Here is a 21,178-nt window from a genome sequence, read left to right on the forward strand (position 1 = left end):
TCAGGCTTACCCCCTCCTGTAAGAAGGGTGCCAGAATGTCATTCTGCGCTCGATCAGTGCGATCAGCCCATAAGAGAGCGATCCCGCAAGAGCGGCTACAAAGATTTCGGCCCAGACCATGTCGACATTCATGCGTCCGATTTCAGCCGATATGCGGAAGCCCATCCCAACAATTGGTGTGCCGAAAAACTCGGCGACAATCGCGCCAATTAGCGCCAGCGTGGAGTTGATCTTGAGCGCATTGAAGATGAAAGGCATGGCCGCTGGCAGGCGCAGTTTGATAAGTGTCTGCCAATAGTTCGAGCCATAGGTCTGCATCAGATCGCGCTCCATCGAACCACTAGCCGCTAGTCCCGCAACTGTGTTCACGAGCATTGGGAAGAAGGTCATGATGATGACGACTGCTGCCTTCGATTGCCAGTCGAAGCCGAACCACATCACCATAATAGGTGCGACGCCGACAATGGGAAGGGCGGCAGCGAGATTGCCAAGCGGCAGCAGGCCTTTTCGCAAAAAGGGTACGCGATCAGCGATGATGGCGGTGATAAAGCCTAAACCGCAGCCCGCAATATAGCCGATAATGACGGCCTTCATGAAGGTCTGCTGGAAGTCAGCCCACAGGATCGGAACCGAACTCGTAATCCGCGCCCATATGACTGACGGAGCAGGCAACAGCACTTGCGGTACGGCAAACAATCGAACGGTGACTTCCCACAGAACGAGCATCGCGATGCCGAAAAGGGCAGGGACGGCAATGTCCAGCAGCTTTTGGGCGTGTGGGTTGCGCGCCTTGAGGCTTGCCACCCAACCCACAATTGCCCAGGAGACGGCAATCAGCGCGATAATGATTATGACATTCATCATCATGCCGTTGCCCTTTCCGGTCTTGCGCCCATGCGCCGATTGACGAGGCGTGCGATCAGTCCGACAAGCGCCACCAACACACCCGCCATGATGGCTGCTGCGATGAGTGCGGCCCATATCTGAACCGTCTGGCCGTAATAGGAACCAGCCAGCAAACGTGCGCCGAGACCAGCGACGGCACCTGTCGGCAGCTCGCCGACGATAGCCCCCACCAGGCTGATAGCAACTGCAATCTGCATCGATGTGAACAGGAAGGGCATTGCAGCGGGCCAGCGTAGTTTCCAGAACACCTGATTGCGCGATGCATTGTAAGTCCGCATCAGATCGAGATGCATCACATCGGGCGAGCGCAAGCCTTTCACCATGCCCACGGCGACGGGGAAGAAAGACAGATAGGTCGATATGATGGCCTTTGGCAGCAAGCCCGATATCCCAATCGCATTCAGCACCACGATAATCATCGGTGCGATGGCGAGGATGGGGATTGTCTGCGAGGTGATGATCCACGGCATCAGGCTTTTGTCGAGCGTGCGCGAATGCACAATGCCGACCGCCAGCAACACGCCAAGCGCCGATCCGAGCACGAAACCGAGCAAGGTCGATGAGAGCGTTACCCAGCCATGATAGACAAGGCTGCGCTTGGAGCTAGGCTTCACATCAAAGACGGTTTTCCAGATTTCTTCCGCCACTTGATGCGGAGCAGGCAGGACCGGGCGATCCTGATGCATCGTATTGGCAACGATTGTCGAGAATGAAATCTCGGTTCCGGCGCGCTCTGCCTGATCGCGCTCAAACGGCGCGTTGAGAAAGACCGCAAGCAGATACCAAAGCCCGATGATAGCCAGCAGAACCGTCGTCACCGGAATGAATTTGTCGCGAAAAAAGGCTGTCATTGCCGCCCCCCTTCACCCGATTGTTGCCCCCGCTGTTTAATCATGCCCCCTGATTTAATCATGGATGTGCCCCAGCCGCAGGCCTTCGCGCACACGATGGGCGATTTTGAGAAACGCTTCCGATTCACGAATATCAAGCGTCCGATCCGGTCCCAGATCGCAGTCGATGATTTCATGAATGCGGCCTGGACGCGGGCTCATCACGACTATCTTGGTCGACAGAAAGACCGCTTCGGGAATGGAATGCGTCACAAAGATTACAGTCTTCTGCGTTGCGGCCCAGAGTTTGAGAAGCTGTTCGTTGAGGTGATCGCGAACGATCTCATCCAGCGCGCCAAAAGGCTCGTCCATCAGCAGCATGTCCGGGTCGAACGACAGCGCACGGGCAATTGATGCCCGCTGCTGCATCCCGCCGGAAAGCTGCCATGGAAATTTCTTGCCGAAGCCGGCAAGGTTCACCAGTGCGAGGTTCTTTTCAATCCGTGCTTTGCGTTCGGCAGCAGCATAGCCCATCACCTCAAGCGGCAGGCTGATATTGTCTTCGATGGTGCGCCATGGAAAGAGCGCTGCTGCCTGAAAAACATAGCCGTAGGAGCGATCAAGACGCGCCTGTTCCGGCGTTTTGCCGTTGACCGTGACAGAACCTGAGGTTGGCTGTTCAAGGTCGGCCACCACACGCATCAAGGTGGTTTTCCCACAACCCGACGGACCAATGAAGGAAACAAATTCGCCACGCTTGATAGCGAGATTGATGTCGGACAGCGCGTGAACCGGACCGTCATTGGTTTCAAACACCAATGAAAGGTCCTTGATGTTGATCACGGTCTGCGCATTTTCCAGGCCCATTTCCGGGGCCATGCTGTTTTCCAAATTCATGCGCGGTTCCCGAAGCTGAGCTAGAGCCATGTATCAGACCCCTATCGGCATATGTTCGGCGCTGCGTTCCACCTTGCGTGGAGCAACGATTTCTTTCCACTGCGACAGTGCTTTGTTGGCGGCCCCATTGGGTTCACGCTCGACAAAGCGTCCGTCGCCCGGCTGCGCAGTCACATGGCCATTGTCATAGGCGAGACGTCCGCGCGAGAATGTCTTGACCGGCAAGCCTTTCAGCTCAAAACCTTCAAACACATTGTAATCAATGGAAGAATGCTGCGTTTTGGCCGATATTTTCTTGGTGGCCTCGGGATCCCAGATGATCAGATCAGCATCGGCCCCCGGCAGGACTGCACCCTTCTGCGGGTAGATATTGAGGATTTTCGCAATATTGGTCGAGGTCACAGCCACAAACTCGTTTGGCGTCAGACGTCCGGTGCGAACGCCGCGCGTCCAGAGCACGGGCAACCGTTCTTCAAGCCCACCTGTGCCGTTCGGAATTTTGGTGAAATTACCGATGCCATTGCGCTTCTGCTCGGTGGTAAAGGCGCAGTGATCAGTCGCCACAACTTGCAGACTACCGGATGCCAGACCCGCCCAGAGACTATCCTGATTGACCTTATCGCGGAATGGCGGCGACATCACGCGGCGCGCGGCATAGTCCCAGTCGCGGTTGTGATATTCGCTTTCATCCAACGTCAGATGCTGGATCAGCGGCTCGCCATAAACCCGCATGCCTTTCTGGCGGGCGCGGCGGATTGCTTCATGCGCTTGTTCGCAGGATGTGTGCACCACATAGAGCGGAACACCGGCCTGATCGGCAATCATGATGGCGCGGTTTGTGGCTTCACCTTCCACCTCCGGTGGACGCGAATAGGCGTGCGCCTCTGGTCCGTCATTGCCAGCAGCCAAAAGCTTGGCCTGCAATTGCGCAACGATATCGCCATTTTCCGCGTGAACGAGTGGCATGGCGCCAAGCTCGGCACAGCGCTGGAACGATGCGAACATCTCGTCATCATTGACCATCAAGGCGCCCTTATAGGCCATGAAGTGCTTGAAGGTGTTTATGCCACGCTTCACCACTTCCGGCATTTCATTGAAGGCGCGTTCACTCCAGCCGGTGATTGCCATGTGGAAGGAATAGTCGGTGCGGGCCTTGCCTGCCTTCTGGAACCATTCCTGCAGCGCATCGAGCAGGTTGCCTTCCGGTCCGGGCAGAACGAAATCCACGACCATCGTCGTGCCGCCAGCAAGGGCTGCAGCGGTGCCGGTATCGAAGTCGTCGGATGAATAGGTGCCCATGAAGGGCATCTGCAAATGCGTATGCGGGTCGATGCCGCCGGGCATGATGTAACAGCCCGATGCATCAATGGTTTCATCGCCGGTCAGATTATCGCCCACGGCTACAATCTTCTCGCCTTCGATGAGAACGTCGGCTTTAAAGGTGCGGTCTGCCGTAATCACGGTGCCGCCTTTGATGACCTTACTTGCCCCAGAACTAACCATGTTCGTCGTTCCCCTTTTTGGTTTTGTTGCGAACATTCAGCAGTATTGGATGGTGGGAATGTTATCTCACAATTTCAGCGGTCTCCAATACGGCATGAAGCAGCACATCAGCGCCAGCCGATGCCCATTCTTTAGAAATATCTTCGTCTTCGTTGTGGCTGAGACCATCCACGCATGGACACATGACCATGGCAGTCGGTGCCACACGATTGATCCAGCAGGCGTCGTGACCGGCACCTGAAACGATGTTGCGATGGCTGTAACCAAGCCGTTCAGCTGCATTGCGGATTGCAGTGACACAGCCCTCATCAAAGGTGACGGGATCGAAGTGGCCTGCCACTTCAATCTCGATGCCGATGCCAATTTCCTCAGCGATCTTCGGTGCTTCGGCCTCGAAACGCGCTTTCATGGCATCGAGTGTTTTCTGATCCGGTGAGCGGAAATCGACGGTGAAAACGATCTGACCCGGCAGGACATTGCGTGAATTTGGCGAGACTTCGATATGGCCAACACCACCAACAGCATCCGGCTGATGCGACATGGCGATTTCGTTGACGAGCTGCAGCATCTTGCCCAAGCCCAGGCTTGCATTCTTGCGCATTTTCATCGGTGTCGAGCCGGTATGCGCTTCCTTGCCGGTCAAGGTCACCTGAAGCCACCATAGGCCCTGACCGTGGGTGACAACGCCAATGTCCTTGTGCTCGATCTCAAGGATCGGGCCTTGTTCGATATGGAGCTCGAACATGGAGTGGATTTTGCGCGTTCCTACCGGCTCATCGCCCTTCCAGCCAATACGCTCCAGCTCATCGATAAATTTCTTGCCTTTGGCGTCCGTGCGTTCATAGGCCCAATCCTGCTCATGCACACCGGCGAAAACGCCGGAAGCGAGCATTGCTGGCGCAAAACGCGTGCCTTCTTCATTGGTCCAGTTGACCACGACGATAGGGCGCTTTGTCTTGATATTGGTGTCATTCAATGTGCGCATGACTTCAAGCCCGCCCAGCACTCCGAGCACACCGTCATATTTGCCGCCTGTCGGCTGCGTGTCGAGATGGCTGCCCATATAGACCGGATCAGCATCCGCATCTTCGCCGGGACGGAGGAAGAACATATTGCCCATCGTGTCGACGATCATCGACAATCCGGCTTTTTCACACCATGATTGGAAAAGCTGACGGCCTTCACTGTCTTCATCGGTCAGCGTCTGGCGGTTATTGCCACCACGAATACCAGGGCCAATTTTGGCCATATCCATCAGGCTGTCCCACAGCCTGTCGCCATTGACCTTGAGATTACTGGAGAGCGCCATATTGCTCTGCCTCCACATTTCAAGCATGCACCAACGGTGGCATTGCTGCCAGCGTTTCGCATGTTATGTTGTTCCCACGACCTGGCTCTTTGGCCTCAATCTTCTTGCAGCAATTGCAAAAACTTGACTAGTTGGTCAAAATGCAGGCTAGAAGAGCGTTCGACACTGGTCAAGCGGTTTTAAGAAATTTTGCCTCACGAAAAGGTGCTAAATGGTCACAGATGCGACAGCTCCCGCCGATGCCCCCGTTGAAGCAGTTGCGAACGAAAAGGCGGAAGGTGCGACGCGCATTCAGGCGATCAACCGCAGGCTCATTCTGGACGCCGCATTGGATGTTTTTTCCGCCTATGGCTTTCGTGGTTCGACGGTCGATCAGATCGCCGAGAAGGCAGGCATGTCGAAGCCAAACCTGCTTTATTATTTTCCGCGCAAGCAGAATATCTATGTAACGGTTCTTGAAGAAACGCTCACCGAGTGGCTTGGTCCATTTGAAAGCATCGACCCGCAAGGCGATCCGCTTGAGGAGCTTCGGAACTATATCACGCAGAAGCTTGAGCTTTCGGCCAAACGGCCGGAAGCATCGCGGCTGTTTGCCAATGAAATTCTACATGGCGCACCGGCAATTACCGAATTTCTGAAAGGCCATCTGAAAGATCTGGTCGATGACAAGGCGCGGGTCATTCATCAATGGATCGAGGAAAAGCGTATTGCGCCGATCGATCCCTATCACCTGATTTTCACGATCTGGGCGGTGACACAGCATTATTCCGACTTCTCGGTTCAGGTCGCAGCCATACTTGGCAAGCGTACGGAAGAACCTGATTTTTATGAGCAGACGGCGCGCTCCATTGCGGCAATCATTCTTGACGGTGTGCGTGTTCGCGACGATGTTTCGTCATCATGAAAACGATTCTTATTGCAGCAGCCATTGTCCGTGATGAAGCGGGCCGTTTCCTCCTCGTGCGCAAGCGCGGCAGCGAGATTTTTTTCCAGCCCGGTGGCAAGATCGATGCAGGCGAGCAGCCTGAAACAGCCCTTATCCGCGAGATAGAGGAAGAGCTTGGTATTCTGATTGACGAGAGCCAGTTAAGCTATGCTGCGAAAATGTCAGCGCCTGCAGCTAACGAGCTTGATGCAACGGTTGAAGCAGAGCTGTTTCACCTCTCGCTGAAAGAAGGGCAGGTTCCTGCCGCTTCCAGTGAAATTGAAGAGCTGATCTGGCTCAAGGCTGGCGATCAAACCCGGCCTGTTGCCCTGCTTTCGCAGAGCATCCAGGCGCGGTTTTCGGATGCTGATTAAGCGCTCTCGACGCGATTTCCTTCGCCATCGAACAGATGGAGATGCTGTGCCGGGAAGCTCACCTGAATAGAACCCTGCGCATGAAGCGCATCGCGATCCAGCGTGAAAATCTTGAACGGCAACCCGTGCAGGCTGAGATGCAGGATAATGCCGAAGCCGGTCGGCTCGACCAGATCGACATCAGCCGTCAGGCTTGCTGAATTCTCGATATGCACGTGCTCGGGACGAACGCCGAGCGAGGCGTTCGCGCCATCCTTGAGCTTTAAAGGCTGTGGCAATGCGATGAGCGTGCCGTCCTTGAGCTTCAGACGCGGACCACCATCCTGTTCAAGATAGGTCACATCGAGAAAATTCATGGCGGGTGAGCCGATGAAACCTGCCACGAAGAGATTGGCCGGACGGTCATAAAGCTCCAGTGGAGAGCCAACCTGCTGCACCACACCGCCATGCATGGCGACGATACGATCGGCCAAAGTCATGGCTTCGATCTGGTCATGTGTGACATAGATCGACGTGGCTTTCAGCTCACCATGCAGTTTCTTGATTTCGGCACGCATCTGCTCGCGCAGGCGCGCATCGAGGTTGGAAAGCGGCTCGTCAAAGAGGAAGGCCTTGGGCTGACGCACAATGGCGCGACCCATTGCAACGCGCTGGCGTTGGCCACCGGAAAGCGCCTTCGGTCGACGTTCCAGCAAAGGCTCAAGGCCAAGTTTGGCGGCGGTCGATTTGATGGCGCTTGCGATCTTTTCTTTCGGCGTTTTACGCAGCCGCATACTGTAGCTCATATTGTCGGCGACACTCATATGCGGGTAGAGCGCATAGGACTGAAACACCATCGCAATATCGCGGTCTTTGGGCGCCAGTTCATTGACGCGCTTGCCACTGATCTGCACCTGACCGGCAGTGATGTCTTCAAGGCCTGCAATCATGCGCAACAATGTGGATTTACCACAGCCCGACGGGCCGACCAGCACGATGAATTCGCCATCTTTGATCTCAAGGTCAACGCCGTGCAGAACAGCATGTTCGCCATAGCTTTTGCGGACTGACTGAATATCGATGGAAGCCATAGGGAAGATCCTTTCAGAGCATTTCTTGTCTAAGATCAACCGTTAGAAATGCTCTATCTATCTGTTTTAACGCATGTCTTTATCCCAAAACCGGTTCCCACTTTTGGGAGACATGCTCTAGCCTTTGACCGCGCCAGCCGTGAGGCCCTGCACGAGATATCGTTGAATGAGGAAGAAGAAGAGACAGGCCGGGATCAGCGCGAGCACGCCCGCTGCCATCATCTGTCCGAAATCGACCGAGAATTTTGAGACGAAGCTCAAAAGCCCGACCGGGAACGTGGCTGAATCATTACCGGAAATCAGCATCAGCGCGAACAGAAGCTCGCTCCACGCTGCGGTGAAAACAAAGCCAAGCGTTGCTGCAATGCCAGGCAGGGTCAGCGGCAGAATAATCTGGCGGAAAGCCATGAACTGCGTTGCGCCGTCGATCTTGGCGGCTTCTTCGAGATCCTTCGGAATGCCGTCGAAGAACGATTGCATCAGGAAGGTTGCAAAAGGCACATTGAATGCCGAATAGACGATGATGAGGCCGATCAGGCTGTTGGTGAGACCGAGCGGTGCCATGATTTTGTAAATCGGCGCGATCAGCATCACGAGCGGAAACATCTGTGTCAGCAGCATCAGCGCCACAATCCAGTATTTGGCGCGGAAGTTGAAACGTGACAGCGCATAGCCGGAGAGCGATGCCAGCAGCGTAACAATAATAGCGGTTGAGCCGGACACGATCAGGCTGTTGCGGAAGAACAGCGGAAATGAGCTGTTATTCAACACATGGCTGAAGTGATCGAACGTCATGCGCGATGGCCATAGCCGCACGCCTTCGCTGTAAAGCAAATCATTGGGTGTGACGGAAACCTTCACCAGCCAGAAGATCGGAAACAGCGCGAACAGAACAAACAGCAGAATGGCAATGCGATGCGCGCCAACAAGGAGGAGTTTACGGTTGGTCATGGCCTCAGTCCTTGTTCAGCAGCGTCTGGCGCAACAGCACGATGAGCATTGAATAGACCATCAGCAGGACAAGCAGGACCATCGCAATCGCCGAGGCATAGCCGAAATCGAGCCGTTTGAAGGCCTGCGTGAAGATGTAGCTGGCGACGATCTGGGTCCGGTCGGCAGGCCCGCCGCCGGTCATCACGACGATCAGATCGGCACTGTTGGCAATCCAGACGGTGCGCAGCAAAATGGTGATAGCCATGGTTGGCGCAAGGTAAGGAAGCGTGATCGAGAGAAAACGCTGCACGGGGCCAGCGCCATCAATCGCTGCTGCTTCATAAAGATCGCGGGGGATGGCCTGCAAAGCGGCCAGCATGGTGATGGCAAAGAACGGAATACCCCACCATACACCGGCGGTAATGATGCCCCACATGGCCAGATTGGGGTCGGACAGGATGTTGTCTGGTGCGCTCAGAATGCCGATTGCATGTAGCCAGTGCGGCAGCGGACCGATCACCGGATTGAACAGCCACGCCCAGTTAAGGCCGGTGAGGAAAGTCGGCACAGCCCATGGCAGGAAGATCAATGCCTGCGCCAGCCCACGTCCGGCGAATGGTTTGTCGAGCAGCAGGGCAAGAATAAGCCCGAACACGAATTGCAGCAGCACCGAACAGCCGGTCCACCAGAGTGTGTTTTTCAAAGAACGATAGAAAGCCTGATCCGTTGCAAGTTCGCGGAAATGATCAAGCCCTACATAGCCACCCGAAAACGGGTTAAGCAACTGAATGTCGCGAAAGGCATAGGAGACGCCGAGGACCAGTGGAACCAGCATGATGGCGCCGATGAGGATCAGTGCGGGCGCGCTGTAAAGATAAGGCTCGGAGGCGTGCGCAAGTCGCTGCAGAAAGCTGCGGCGGTCCTGCCTTGGCACGTCGTTGCGCACCGGGGCCTTTATGGAAGCGGTGTCGTTCATCGTTTTTCCCTTCGCGGGGCTGCATCATTCGCTTTGCAGGCGCGGTCTTCCACGCCTGCAAGCTGTTCATGGTGCTATTGCTTTGAAAGGTGCTTCTGCTGTGCCTTGGTCAGATATTCTGCCCACTGATCGGCCAGCTGATCCGGCGTGATGTCACCGAGAAGCGCTTCCTGCGAGGTCTTGATGACGAGCGAATCCTTGAAGAAGGCAAATTCTTCCAGATAGGTCGGCATGACGGTTGGAACGACGTTCTTGTCAGCCAGTTCATCGAACCAGCCCTTGAACTGCTCGCCGCTATAGAACGGATCGTTCTGAGCAGATTTGAGAACCGGCAATGCACCGGTGCGCTTGTTCCATTCGATATTGCCTTCCGGACCTTCAAGCATCGAGATCAGCTTCCAGGAGAGGTCCTTGTACTGGCTACCGCTCATCATCGACCAGCCGGCAAAACCGATGGTCGGGAAGGTTTTGCCAGCCGGGCCCTTTGGCATGATGGTGACGCCGAAATCTTCCGGCTTCATGCGTTCGGCAATGGCGATCAGCGCATCTGGATCTTGGTTGAGGAAGGCGCAGGTGCCGCTATAGAAACCGGCGACGGTTTCGTTGAAGCCCCAGTTAACGCTGTCCTTCGGTGCAAGGCCGTTCTTGTAGAGATCGACCATCCAGGTGATGCCCTTTTTCCAGCCTTCGCTGTTCATGGTCGAGGTGCCGTCTTCGTTGAAGAACTTATTGTCACCGGCCATGGATGCAGCAAAAATCACCCAGCCATTGAGGCCGCCGGGGCCACCACGCATACAGAAGCCGGACTTGCCGGGAAGGGCTGCGATCTTTTTGGAGGCTTCGACAAATTCGTCCATCGTCTTTGGCGGCTCGGACACACCAGCCTCAGACAGCAGCTTCTTGTTGTAGAACATGGCGTTCAGATAGAAGCCGTAAGGCAGCGTATAGGCCGTGTTGTTGACACTGCGGCCAAGCTCAAGTGCGCGCTCGGTCAGGTCTGGCGTGGTTTCCCACTTTTCAAGATATGGTTCGAGGTTTTCCAGCATGCCATTGTTGGCATAGAGCGACACCCAGGTGTCCGGCATTTCCATGACGTCGGGAATTTCACCGGCCGAAACCATGGTTGCAAATTTCTGGAAGGACTCGCCCCATGGCAACGAAATGATTTCGACCTTGGTGCCCGGATTGGCTGCCTCAAACTTGGCAACGATGGATTCAAGCGTCTTGGTGCGCTCCGGGCTGGTGATGACTTCAACAAGCTTTAGAGTGGTATCGGCGAGTGCCGTGCCGCTCAAAAGCATGGTTGCGAATGCGGCTGCTATTAGTTTTTTCATTGCAGTTCCCCTTATTGCTCCTCACTAGATTTTCGCTATTCGGTCGATGCTGCGAGCGCTCCTTCGATATCTCGCCACAGCGCTTCCGTTCCTTCCAGTCCGACATGCAGGCGCACGGAGCGCGGGTCGATGCCGAACGTATGTGCCGAATTTGGCTGTGCTTTCTGCTGCAGCACGACTTCGCCCGGCACGATCAGGCTTTCATGTCCACCCCAGCTCACGCCGAGCTTGAACAGATCGAGATGATTGCAGAATTCGCGAATGTTCACGCCTTCCCGGAAGATGACCGAGAACAGGCCGGACGTGCCCTTGAGACCCGCAGGCAGGCGATTGGCGAGTGCCGGGTGGCAGACGGTCTCAACCAGATCTAGCGCCTGAAGACGCTTTGCAATTTCCAGTGCCGAAGCCTCATGCGCCTTCATGCGCGTCGGCAAGGTGCGCATACCGCGCACCAGAAGCCACGCATCAAACGGTGAAAGCTTGCCGCCGAGATATGGATAGGTTTCCGCCCGGATTGTATTGATCAGGGCTTTCGACCCGGTCACGACACCGGCCACGACATCGCTATGGCCGCCGAGATATTTCGATGCCGAATGCACGACGAGATCAACGCCAAGCGACAGCGGGCGCTGGAAGATCGGGCTGGCCCAGCTGTTGTCGATGATGCTCAACACGCCATGCTGCCTGGCAATCGTTGCCAGGGCGCCGACATCATGGGCTTCCATGACCCAGCTCGTCGGGCTTTCCATATAGAAGAGTTTTGCACCGGGCAGGGCTTTTGCAACCGCTTCCTCGTCACGTCCGTCGACATAATCGACCTGCACCTGCATGCGCTTCAAAATGGTGCCAAACAGGCGGAATGCATCAGGATAGACATGGCGCACGGCAACAATGCGATCACCGGGATTGACGAAGGCCAGCACACTTGAAGAGATCGCAGCCATGCCGCTGGCAAAGCCCAGCGCATCTTCGCCGCCTTCAAGTTTGGCCAGCATTTCTTCAAATGCCCGCACGGTCGGGTTGAGGCCGCGCGTGTAGATCGGGCGAACCTTTTCGCCGCGATAGGAGGCGACCATGTCGTCATAGCTTGGGAAGGTGAAAAGCGAAGTCTGCACGATGGGCGGAACCACGGCGTCGTAGGCATTGCCTTCATCATGGGCAACCGTAAGCGCTGCGAAATCCAGCGGATCCATCCCGTCGGTCATTTGGACATTTCCTTGATGTCTTCCTCGACAATGTCGAGGATCTTGAGTGTTTCCTGCCGTGCGGCTTCAGGGTCCTGAGCCACGATGGCGTTGAAGAGCGTGCGGTGGAACGGAAAGGTCCGCCGCGCGAAGTCGATCCGCTCGAACGGATGATCCCAGAAGCGCAAAAAGGCTTCCCGCATCTGTTCGAGCAATTGTCTGAAAAGCGGATTGTGAGTCGCGTCATAAATGGCGAGGTGAAAGGCCAGATCTTCCGGGCCTGACGTGCCTTCCGCGATATGAACGCGCTCCATCTCATTGAGATTGCGTTCGATGATAACGAGGTCTTCTGCCGTGCGTTTGCGGGCGGCGACCATGCTGGCCTCGGCTTCGATGCCACGGCGTACTTCAAGCGATTGCAGCAATGCATCGCGCAATTGCGCGGGGTCGAATGAAAGCGGCATATGAATGGTTGCCGCCGAAATCGGCTTGAGCAGATAGGTGCCGCTGCCTTTGCGGGCTTCGATCACACCCAGCGCCTGAAAGTGCCGGATTGCTTCGCGAATGGTGGAGCGCCCCACGGCCAGCGCGGTCATCAATTCACGTTCGGCGGGAAGGCGATCTCCGGCCTGAAGCTGCGCTGTCGCGATGTAGTTGGCGAGCGCATCCGTTACCTGCCGGGCGCGATCCATCGGCGGTAATGGCGCTATCTGCAGCAGCCTGCGATCTTTCATTCTGCCTCCATTTCACAGATTGGCCCAGAGATCAGCCCGGAGTCTCAACGCACAATCAGGTCAGAGCCGGTTCCCTTATTGGTTCTTAAATTGGTCTGACATCATAGTAATATCGACAGGAATTCGAGACTGTCAAGCGCGGTTTATTTGCACGTGAATAGACTGTTTGCATGCGCATGCTTTTCCGATTGCGCTTCGGCAAGCTTGCTCCTATCAATCGCTGGAAGAGGAGTGCGGTGCGTCGAGCGCCGTTGTTAAGGAGATATCCATGCAATTGAAGGCATCCGAAAAGCGGACGCTTGGCCGTACCGGTCTGACTGTAACCGCGCTTGGTCTGGGAACCGCGCCTTTGGGCGGACTGTATGCGCCGGTTTCGCGTGCTGATGCGGACGCTTTGCTGGAAGCTGGTTGGGACAGCGGTATCCGTTATTTCGACAGCGCACCAATGTATGGCTATGGCCGATGCGAGCACCTTCTTGGCGATATGCTGCGTGAAAAACCCGAGCGCGCCGTCATTTCCACCAAGGTCGGGCGTCTGATGACCAATGAGCGTGCTGGTCGCACGCTGCCACCATCACCGCCAAAGAATCCGCTCGATTCGGGCTGGCACAATGGCCTCAACTTCCGTGAGGTTTTCGATTACAGCTATGACGGCGTCATGCGGAGCTTCGATGATAGCCAGCAGCGTCTCGGCTTTCCTGAAATCGATCTGCTTTATGTCCATGACATTGGCCGTGTGACCCATGGCGACAGACACGAGCTTCACTGGAACGCGCTGACCAAGGGGGGTGGCTTCCGTGCGCTGACCGAGTTGCGCGCGGCAGGTAATATCAAGGGCTTTGGTCTTGGTGTGAACGAATGGCAGATCATTCGCGATGCGCTGGAAGAGGCTGATCTTGATTGCTCGCTTCTGGCTGGGCGCTATTCGCTGCTCGATCAGGTTTCTGAAAAAGAGTTCCTGCCGCTGGCGCAAAAGCGTGGCATGGCGCTGGTGATTGCCGGCGTGTTCAACTCCGGCATTCTGGCCGCACCGCGCGGCGGCGAACAGAAGTTCGACTATGCCGATGCACCTGCTGAAATCATTGCACGCACCAATCGCCTGCATGATATTTGCGATGAGTATCATGTGCCGCTCGCCGCTGCCGCCATGCAGTTTCCGTTAAGGCATGAGGCCGTCAGCTCCATTCTGATTGGTGTCCGTTCGCCGGAACAGATCAGGCAAAATGTGGTCTGGTTCGAGCAGTCTATCCCGGATGAATTCTGGCAGACCTTGCACTCTGAAGGTCTTATTTCGTAATCATGACGTCCAAGATTCTCTGCGTCGGTGCCCTCACGATGGACACCATTTTCCGCCTCGACACGCTTCCCGAACAGGCGGGCAAATATCTGCCGCGCGAGGCGGTCGAGATTGCAGCTGGCATGGCTTCAAGTGCTGCTGCCGCGATTGCCCGGCTTGGCGGCGATGTGGCGCTCTGGGCTTCTGCGGGGACTGATCCGGTGGGTGATCGTGCCGTCGCAGAACTGGAAGCCGAAGACATTGATTGTTCCTATATCCGACGGCTGGAAGGTGCGCGCACGGCATTTTCTTCGATCCTCGTCGATGCGAATGGCGAACGCATCATCGTGCCTTTTTATGATCGCAGGCTTGCAAGCCCGGCTCAATTGGTGCCGCCAATCGCGGCCGGAACCTATGCTGCCGTGATGACCGATGTGCGCTGGCCGTGGGCTGCGGAAACGGCGCTGCGCGCGGCTCGCGATGCAGGCATTCCGGCGATACTTGATGCCGATACGGCACCTGTTGAATTGCTTGAAACGCTGCTGCCGCTTGCAACCCATATTGTTGCGTCAGAACCTGCTGCAATCAGCGTCGCGGGCACGCCTGATTTGCGTGAATGTGTCCGCATTCTCAGCAACCGCTATGATGTTTTCACATCTGTCACGGCTGGCGCAGATGGCTGCTATTGGACGGAAGGCGCTAATCAGCCTGTTTCCCATGTCGCTGGTTTCACCGTCGATGCTGTGGATACGCTGGCTGCGGGCGATGTGTTCCATGGCGCTTTCGCGCATGGTCTGGTGGAAGGAAAGCCGATGACCGACATCATCCGCTTTGCCAATGCAGCCGCTGCAATCAAATGCGCACGCTTCGGCGGACGTGCCGGTTCGCCAAGCCATAGCGAAGTTATCAGCTTTATCGAAAGCGGTATCGTTCCCGCTCAATAAACATCGAAACGCTCTTCCAAAAAGTGCAATTGCGCACTGAACTCGAATTGACTCTTTACTAACATGTTAGTATGTGCAAACTTAAAGTTCAAATTTGGGAGGAGCCAGTTTTGGCACACAATAATTCTGGTCAGGAGCGCTTTGGGCTCTCTGCAGCGCTTACGACGCCATTCGATGCAGATGGCAAAATCGATGTCAGCCGTGCGCTGAAGCACGCACGCGCACGCCTCGACAGCGGCTGTTCAAGCGTAACCTTGTTTGGCACCACTGGCGAAGGGTCATCGATTGCCGATGCTGAGCGCGTAGCGCTTCTCGATGCCTTCATCGCGCAGGGTTTCCCGGCTGCGAACATCGTTGTCGGCGTCATGGAAAATTCGATTGCCGATGCGGTCCTGCAGTCGGCCGATGCGCTGCGTCGCGGCTGCAAGGCTATTCTTCTGGCACCGCCTTCCTATTTCAAGAATCTCTCCGACGAAGGTCTGTTCAACTGGTTCTCGGCAGTCTTCAAAGGTCTGGGCAGCAATGCCCGCAGCGTCATTCTCTACAATATTCCATCTGTGACTGCAGTTGAGCTTTCGGTCGATCTCATTGGTCGTCTGCGCGCAACTTTCGGTGACATCATCATTGGCGTGAAGGATTCGTCCGGCAACTGGGCCTATACGGAAAAGCTGCTTACAGCCCACAAGGACATTGCGATCCTGATCGGCGATGAGCGCGATCTTGCAGCCGGCGTACGCCTCGGTGGGCAGGGTGCAATTTCCGGCATGGCCAATCTGTTCCCGGATCGCCTTCTGCGCATGATCAATGATGGTCAGGACGATGCCGAACTGGTCGGCGCAGTACAGCAATTGCTGAACTATCCGGTAACGCCTGCGGTCAAGGCCATGGTGGCGCGTCATACGGGTGACAAGGAGTGGCGTCGCGTACGCGCACCGCTGATTTCACTGAATGATGCGGATTTCGATGCAATCGGCAGTGTATTTGACCGTTTGCATATGGCAAAAGCGGCCTGATGACTTCATAAGCTTTGATAGCAAAAAAGGGAATGGCTTTGGCGGACGATCATAATGAACCGGTAAAATTGCGGGATAAGGCTTATCAGAGCTTCACCCAGCATTTGCTGGCGCGTGATTTTCATCCGGGCCAGTTCGTCTCGCAGCGCCAGCTCGTCACCATGACGGGCTTGCCACTGGGGGCGATCCGCGAATTGATCCCGCGCCTTGAAGCGGAAGGTCTTATCAAGACCGTACCGCAGCGCGGGCTTCAGATCGCTCATATCGACCTCAATCTGATCCGCGAAGCGTTTCAGTTCCGCCTTTTCATCGAAAAGGAGTCGATTGCGATTTTCTGCCAGTCGGCTTCCGACGAGCTGTTGCGTTCGCTGCGTGCCGAGCATGAAGAGACGCTCAATCGCGCAATGAGCGAAGGTGAAACGCCGGAGTTGGAACAGCAGGCGCAGAATATCGACTGGAGCTTGCACGATACGATTGTCGGCTCGCTCGACAATGAAATTATCTGGCGCGCCTATCAGACCAATACGATCAAGATGCGCCTGATCAATCAGGAACGCTTCCGCATCACCGGGCGCGTTATCCCGGTCATGCAGGAGCATCTCGCTGTCCTTGCTGCAATCGAAACACGCGATCAGCAGACAGCCATGGATGCCATCGCCGTTCACATCAACAATGCACGGAAGCTGGCTTTGCAGATTTAACAACCAGGGTCGGGCAAGAGGAGTTGCCGGGCCGGAAGAATGATAGGGCCAAGAAGCCATAGGGGAGGAGTATGTAATGAATCTATTACGTCCAACACGTCGTCAGTTTCTGGCGGGAACAGCGGCCATCGCCGCCTCGGGTGTCACGGGCATCAGCCCATCTTTCGCGCAGTCGAGTGTCGACTGGAAGAAGTATGCTGGCACCACGCTTGAAGTAAACCTCATCAAGAGCCCGCGCGGCGAAATCCTTCAGAAATATCAGAAGGAATTCGAAGAGCTCACCGGCATCAAGGTCAATTCCGAACAGATGCCGGAACAGCAGCAGCGCCAAAAGGCGGTGATCGAGCTGACGTCTGGCCGTCCGAGCTTCGATGTCATTCACATCAGCTATCACGTTCAGAAGCGTCAGTTTGAAAAGGGTGGCTGGCTTGCCGACCTCAACCCGTTTCTGAAAGACCCGACGCTGACCGATGCATCACTCACAGAAGATGATTTTGCAAGCGCCGGTCTGACCTTCGCGAAGGATGCCAATGGCCGCTTTGGCGCGCTGCCTTTCTCGGTTGATTACTGGATCATCTACTGGAACAAGGAACTCTTTGCCGCCAAGGGCATCGAATTCCCGAAGACTTTTGAAGAATTGGTTGCCGCTGCAGAAGCGCTGACCGACCCATCAACCAGAACCTATGGTTTTGTCGCACGCGGCATGAAGAATGCCAATGCGCCGGTCTATACCAGCCTTCTGCTCGGCTATGGCAAGCAGTCGGTTGACGCAGACGGTAATCTGCAGACGGATTCGGCTGAAGGCATTGAAGCCGCCAAGCTCTATCAGCGCCTGATGACCAAATCGGCACCTCCCGGCGTTGCGGGCTTTAACTGGGCTGAATGCCAGTCGAACTTCCTGCAGGGCCGTGTCGGCATGTGGCTCGACGGTATCGGCTTTGCGCCACCGCTCGAAGACCCGAACAAGTCGCGCGTTGTCGGTAAGGTTGGCTATGGCGTCATGCCAGCTGGCCCGAATGCACAGGCAGCACCAACCACCGGCGACGGTATCGGCGTGACCGAAGCTTCCAAGAACAAGGAGGCTGCATATCTCTATTGCCAGTGGGCCATTTCCAAGGAAATGGGCGCTCGCCTGTTGCAGTCGGGATCGGGTGTTCCGTTCCGCAAGTCGGTCATCGATGATGAAGCCGTGCGCAAGGGCGTCACCATGCCAGCGGGCTGGGTGGAAGCTCTGTCAAAATCCGCACCAATCAGCCAGCTCTGCCTGCCGGTCATCGTACCTGTCACGGAGTTCCGCGACATCATCGGTGTCGGCCTCACCAATCTGTTGAATGGTGCTGACGCAGAAACTGAAATGAAACGCGCGACGGAAGAATTCCGTCCGGTCCTCGCACGGAGCGAAGGAAAATGACATCTGCCGCCCCGATAGGTGCAAAAACGGAAGCTGCTGCCAATGCAGCTTCCTCCACCAAGACAGGCAAGAGCCGCTTGCGGCCAAGTTACTGGCCATTTGTTCTTCCAGCCTTGATCACCGTCGGGGCGGTGATTGTCTTCCCATGGGTGTTTACACTCTGGATGAGTGCAAACCAGTGGCAGCTCGGCGGTGAGCAGAGCTTTGTCGGCTTCGACAACTATCTGCGTCTTGCCGCCGACATGCGCTTCTGGGAATCCATGTGGCATACGCTTGTTTATACGGTTCTCTCGGTCGTGGCGCCGATGATATTGGGCACGATTGCAGCGCTGGTCTTCGACAGCAAGCTGCCAATGCGCGGACTGTTGCGCGGTATTTTCGTCATGCCGATGATGGCAACGCCGGTGGCGGTCGCCCTTGTCTGGACCATGATGTATCATCCGCAGCTGGGCGTGTTGAACTATCTTCTCTCGCTGATCGGCATTGGCCCACAGGAATGGATCTTCAACCAGAGCACGGTTATCCCGTCGCTGGTGGCTGTTGAAACCTGGCAATGGACGCCGCTGGTTATGTTGATTGTGCTGGGTGGCCTTGCCTCCATGCCGCGCGATCCGTTTGAAAGTGCGGAAATCGATGGCGCCAATGGCTGGCAGAAATTCCGCTATATCACGCTTCCGATGATCCTGCCGTTTATCATGGTGGCTGTTATCATCCGCTCGATTGATGCGCTGAAAAGCTTCGACATCATCTATGCGATGACGCAGGGCGGTCCCGGAACGGCATCGGAAACCATCAATATCTATCTCTATAACGTGGCGTTTTCCTATTACGACATTGGCTATGGATCGGCGATTGCCGTGGTGTTCTTCATTGTCATTATCGCCATGTCGATGATCCTTCTGGCTCTGCGCCAGCGGACCAAGTGGAACTCGTGAGGACCGACCATGGCACGCAAGTCAATTCTATCCAAGCTTGGCACGGCACTCATGGTTTTCGTGATCGTGTCGCCCGCAATCTTCTTCTTCGTCTGGATGCTGTCGCTTTCGTTGAAATATGAAATCGACAACGGCGCCTATCCGCCTATCCTGATTCCTGACCGCATAGCGTGGTCGAACTATAGCGGAATTTTCGAGACCAACGATTTCCTGCTCTATTTCTGGAACAGTATTCTCGTGACCGGAACCGCCACTTTGCTGGCATTGCTGGTCGGTGTTCCGGCAGGTTACGGCATCGCACGTCTGCGCGCCAACAAATCGGCAATCGTCATCATGATTGCGCGTATGACGCCGGGCCTGTCCTATCTGATCCCGCTGTTCCTGCTGTTTCAGACGCTGGGACTGCTCGGTACGCTCTGGCCGCAGATCATCATCCATCTGGTTGTGACGGTTCCCATCGTGATCTGGATCATGATCGGCTATTTTGAGACAACACCGTTGGAGCTTGAAGAAGCCGCCATTATCGATGGCGCATCCTCGTGGCAGGTGTTCATGAAGGTGGCACTTCCAATCGCCAAGCCCGGCGTTGTGGTGTCGCTCATCCTTGCGGTGATCTTCTCATGGAACAATTTCGTTTTCGGCATCGTGCTTGCAAGCCGCGAGACACGCACTCTGCCGGTCGCAGTTTACAACATGCTGTCCTTTGAACAGGTCAGCTGGGGTCCACTTGCTGCCGCAGCACTCGTGGTCACATTGCCGGTCCTGTTGCTAACCGTATTCGCACAGCGCCAGATCGTTGCAGGTCTGACAGCAGGCGCCGTCAAATAAGAGTTGAGGTTCAAGATGGCATCTGTATCCATCCGAAATGCAATCAAGAAATATGGCAATGTCGGCGTATTGCACGGCGTGTCCGTGGATATTCAGGACGGCGAATTTGTCGTGCTGGTCGGCCCGTCAGGCTGCGGCAAGTCAACGCTTCTGCGCATGATCGCAGGGCTTGAGGAAATCAGCGACGGCGAAATCGCCATCGGCCCCCGCGTGGTCAATGACCTGCGCGCTAAAGAGCGCGATATTGCTATGGTGTTCCAGAATTATGCGCTCTATCCGCATATGACGGTGGCCGACAATATGGGCTTTGCGCTCATGCTGAAAAATGCACCGAAGGAAGAACGCGACAGCCGTGTCAATCGTGCGGCGGAAATTCTCGGCCTCAACAAGCTGCTCGACCGCTTCCCGCGCCAGCTTTCGGGTGGTCAGCGCCAGCGTGTGGCCATGGGCCGTGCGATTGTTCGCGATCCGCAGGTGTTTCTGTTTGACGAACCGCTCTCCAATCTCGACGCTAAATTGCGCGTGCAGATGCGCGGCGAGATCAAGGGCCTGCATCAGCGTCTGAAGACCACCACGATTTACGTGACCCACGATCAGATCGAAGCCATGACCATGGCTGATAAGATCGTCGTCATGCGCGATGGTCTGGTGGAGCAGATCGGTGCGCCGCTCGATCTTTATGACCGTCCGGCCAATATGTTTGTGGCTGGCTTTATCGGTTCGCCATCGATGAACTTCGTCAACGGCAAGATCGAGGAAGGCTCGTTCGTGGCTGATGGTGGCTTCCGCATGGCCCTGCCGGAAGGCGATTATGCAAGTCTTTCGGGCAAAGCGGTTTACGGCATGCGCCCTGAGCATATGAAGATCGCAGAGCAGGGCGTTCCGGTCACGGTCGAAATCGTTGAGCCAACCGGCTCGGAAATCATGGTTATGGGCAAGCTCGGCGATCAGCCGATTACCTGCCTGTTCCGCGAGCGCCTGACCGTGCGTCCGGGCGATGTGCTGACCATTGCGATTGATCCAGCAACAAGCCATGTGTTCGAGCCGGAAAAAGGCAAACGCGTCAGCCGCTAAAAACTCAATATTAAAAAGAAA

21 protein-coding genes are annotated in these 21,178 nt (G+C 55.8%); 10 read left to right on the forward strand and 11 right to left on the reverse strand.

Features of this window, described 5'->3' with window-relative positions; translation table 11 throughout:
- Positions 1-6 precede the first annotated feature (6 nt).
- The 5 genes from CEV33_RS16150 to CEV33_RS16170 all read right to left on the reverse strand — a co-directional run bounded on the left by CEV33_RS16150 (position 7) and on the right by CEV33_RS16170 (position 5,445).
- Entirely contained in the window at positions 7-867 is an 861-nt protein-coding gene (locus CEV33_RS16150) for an ABC transporter permease (protein ID WP_094541414.1), read from the reverse strand.
- Positions 864-1,757, reverse strand: coding sequence for an ABC transporter permease (locus tag CEV33_RS16155; protein WP_094541415.1), 894 nt, complete (start codon positions 1,755-1,757; stop codon positions 864-866). Before CEV33_RS16155 ends, CEV33_RS16150 begins: the two co-directional genes overlap by 4 nt.
- Before the next feature lie 54 nt (positions 1,758-1,811).
- Positions 1,812-2,633: an ABC transporter ATP-binding protein gene (locus CEV33_RS16160; RefSeq protein WP_094541416.1), complete on the reverse strand. Its 822-nt coding sequence runs from the start codon at positions 2,631-2,633 to the stop codon at positions 1,812-1,814.
- Positions 2,634-2,666: 33 nt separating this feature from the next.
- Entirely contained in the window at positions 2,667-4,136 is a 1,470-nt protein-coding gene (gene hydA / locus CEV33_RS16165) for a dihydropyrimidinase (protein WP_094541417.1), read from the reverse strand.
- 61 nt (positions 4,137-4,197) lie between these two features.
- Positions 4,198-5,445 carry a Zn-dependent hydrolase gene (locus tag CEV33_RS16170; RefSeq protein ID WP_094541418.1) on the reverse strand — a complete coding sequence of 416 codons (1,248 nt, stop codon included), beginning with the start codon at positions 5,443-5,445 and terminating at the stop codon, positions 4,198-4,200.
- A 211-nt stretch (positions 5,446-5,656) separates the two neighbouring features.
- Here CEV33_RS16170 and CEV33_RS16175 point away from each other — a divergent pair, with 211 nt between their 5' ends.
- Together CEV33_RS16175 and CEV33_RS16180 are read left to right on the forward strand one after the other, a co-directional pair.
- Complete coding sequence (locus CEV33_RS16175; RefSeq protein WP_094541419.1) at positions 5,657-6,349, forward strand: TetR family transcriptional regulator C-terminal domain-containing protein; 693 nt, start codon at positions 5,657-5,659, stop codon at positions 6,347-6,349.
- On the forward strand, positions 6,346-6,744 hold the full coding sequence (locus CEV33_RS16180; RefSeq protein WP_094541420.1) for an NUDIX hydrolase: 399 nt from the start codon (positions 6,346-6,348) through the stop codon (positions 6,742-6,744). Before CEV33_RS16175 ends, CEV33_RS16180 begins: the two co-directional genes overlap by 4 nt.
- Here the strand turns inward: CEV33_RS16180 and CEV33_RS16185 are convergent.
- The 6 genes from CEV33_RS16185 to CEV33_RS16210 all read right to left on the reverse strand — a co-directional run bounded on the left by CEV33_RS16185 (position 6,741) and on the right by CEV33_RS16210 (position 12,975).
- A complete protein-coding gene (locus tag CEV33_RS16185; RefSeq protein ID WP_094541421.1) occupies positions 6,741-7,814 on the reverse strand; it encodes an ABC transporter ATP-binding protein in 1,074 nt (357 codons plus the stop codon). The two genes, CEV33_RS16180 and CEV33_RS16185, sit on opposite strands and share 4 nt — an antisense overlap.
- A gap of 117 nt (positions 7,815-7,931) precedes the next feature.
- Positions 7,932-8,765 carry a carbohydrate ABC transporter permease gene (locus tag CEV33_RS16190; RefSeq protein WP_010658175.1) on the reverse strand — a complete coding sequence of 278 codons (834 nt, stop codon included), beginning with the start codon at positions 8,763-8,765 and terminating at the stop codon, positions 7,932-7,934.
- A gap of 4 nt (positions 8,766-8,769) precedes the next feature.
- Positions 8,770-9,723: a carbohydrate ABC transporter permease gene (locus tag CEV33_RS16195; RefSeq protein WP_094541422.1), complete on the reverse strand. Its 954-nt coding sequence runs from the start codon at positions 9,721-9,723 to the stop codon at positions 8,770-8,772.
- A gap of 74 nt (positions 9,724-9,797) precedes the next feature.
- Positions 9,798-11,057, reverse strand: a complete 1,260-nt coding sequence (locus tag CEV33_RS16200; protein ID WP_094541423.1) for an ABC transporter substrate-binding protein — start codon at positions 11,055-11,057, stop codon at positions 9,798-9,800.
- 35 nt (positions 11,058-11,092) lie between these two features.
- Positions 11,093-12,262 (reverse strand): PLP-dependent transferase, encoded by a 1,170-nt coding sequence (locus CEV33_RS16205; protein WP_094541424.1) that lies wholly within the window; start codon positions 12,260-12,262, stop codon positions 11,093-11,095.
- Positions 12,259-12,975 carry a FadR/GntR family transcriptional regulator gene (locus CEV33_RS16210; RefSeq protein ID WP_094541425.1) on the reverse strand — a complete coding sequence of 239 codons (717 nt, stop codon included), beginning with the start codon at positions 12,973-12,975 and terminating at the stop codon, positions 12,259-12,261. The genes CEV33_RS16205 and CEV33_RS16210 overlap by 4 nt, the downstream gene beginning before the upstream one ends.
- 268 nt (positions 12,976-13,243) lie before the next feature.
- On the opposite strand from CEV33_RS16210, the gene CEV33_RS16220 reads away from it, so the two are divergent.
- The 8 genes from CEV33_RS16220 (at position 13,244) to CEV33_RS16255 (ending at position 21,157) form a co-directional block, all read left to right on the forward strand.
- Complete coding sequence (locus CEV33_RS16220; protein WP_094541427.1) at positions 13,244-14,272, forward strand: aldo/keto reductase; 1,029 nt, start codon at positions 13,244-13,246, stop codon at positions 14,270-14,272.
- Positions 14,273-14,274: 2 nt separating this feature from the next.
- Positions 14,275-15,195 carry a PfkB family carbohydrate kinase gene (locus CEV33_RS16225; RefSeq protein ID WP_094541428.1) on the forward strand — a complete coding sequence of 307 codons (921 nt, stop codon included), beginning with the start codon at positions 14,275-14,277 and terminating at the stop codon, positions 15,193-15,195.
- Positions 15,196-15,305: 110 nt separating this feature from the next.
- Positions 15,306-16,208 (forward strand): dihydrodipicolinate synthase family protein, encoded by a 903-nt coding sequence (locus CEV33_RS16230; protein WP_094541429.1) that lies wholly within the window; start codon positions 15,306-15,308, stop codon positions 16,206-16,208.
- A gap of 32 nt (positions 16,209-16,240) precedes the next feature.
- Positions 16,241-16,909, forward strand: coding sequence for a GntR family transcriptional regulator (locus CEV33_RS16235; RefSeq protein ID WP_208620209.1), 669 nt, complete (start codon positions 16,241-16,243; stop codon positions 16,907-16,909).
- Positions 16,910-16,985: 76 nt separating this feature from the next.
- Positions 16,986-18,320, forward strand: coding sequence for an ABC transporter substrate-binding protein (locus tag CEV33_RS16240; protein ID WP_094541430.1), 1,335 nt, complete (start codon positions 16,986-16,988; stop codon positions 18,318-18,320).
- Entirely contained in the window at positions 18,317-19,255 is a 939-nt protein-coding gene (locus CEV33_RS16245; protein WP_094541431.1) for a carbohydrate ABC transporter permease, read from the forward strand. Before CEV33_RS16240 ends, CEV33_RS16245 begins: the two co-directional genes overlap by 4 nt.
- A 9-nt stretch (positions 19,256-19,264) precedes the next feature.
- Positions 19,265-20,083 (forward strand): carbohydrate ABC transporter permease, encoded by an 819-nt coding sequence (locus CEV33_RS16250; RefSeq protein ID WP_094541432.1) that lies wholly within the window; start codon positions 19,265-19,267, stop codon positions 20,081-20,083.
- A gap of 15 nt (positions 20,084-20,098) precedes the next feature.
- Positions 20,099-21,157: an ABC transporter ATP-binding protein gene (locus CEV33_RS16255; RefSeq protein WP_094541433.1), complete on the forward strand. Its 1,059-nt coding sequence runs from the start codon at positions 20,099-20,101 to the stop codon at positions 21,155-21,157.
- The last annotated feature ends 21 nt before the right edge of the window (positions 21,158-21,178 follow it).

Source organism: Brucella grignonensis (assembly GCF_002252505.1).
Taxonomy (GTDB): domain Bacteria; phylum Pseudomonadota; class Alphaproteobacteria; order Rhizobiales; family Rhizobiaceae; genus Brucella; species Brucella grignonensis.